1 protein-coding gene is annotated in these 417 nt (G+C 62.4%); it reads right to left on the bottom strand.

All coding sequences use genetic code 11. The features are described 5' to 3' along the window. Positions 1-77: 77 nt before the first annotated feature. The coding region (locus EPK82_RS24680) for a site-specific integrase (protein WP_208651191.1) at positions 78-417 on the bottom strand (340 nt) is incomplete at its 5' end.

Genomic DNA, 417 nt, shown 5'->3' with positions numbered 1-417 from the left:
CCTCCAGAAAACACCTGGCGACCCCGGTTGGGCTCGAACCAACGACCTGCCGCTTAGAAGGCGGCTGCTGAGGTCGATTAAGCTATTGCTGATACGCCGTTTTTCAGCGCGTTGTCGTTGCCGTGTTGCGTTGGTGTTGCTGGTTCAACCGCGCCGAGCACAGAAAGCTCGCCTGCAGTGACCGCCCGGCGGTCCGTCCGGCCAAACTTGAACAGGTGTCCATAGACCCGTTGCGTGAACTCAGGCGACTCATGCCCTGCCCATTCCGAGACCTGCCCGATCTTCGCTCCCTCGTCGATCCAGAGCGATACGGCGAAGTGCCGGAAGCTGTGCGCCGTCCAGCGCGGCGAGCCGTCAGCCGCTATGATCCCGAGAGCGATCTGTAGGGGGCCGAGCTGCCGGTTCACGATGTTTGGG

The organism is Ectopseudomonas khazarica (assembly GCF_004521985.1).
Classification (GTDB): Bacteria; Pseudomonadota; Gammaproteobacteria; order Pseudomonadales; family Pseudomonadaceae; genus Aquipseudomonas; species Aquipseudomonas khazarica.
The sequence above is the reverse complement of the archived record's forward strand: the minus strand, read 5'-3'. Positions and strand labels throughout refer to the sequence as shown.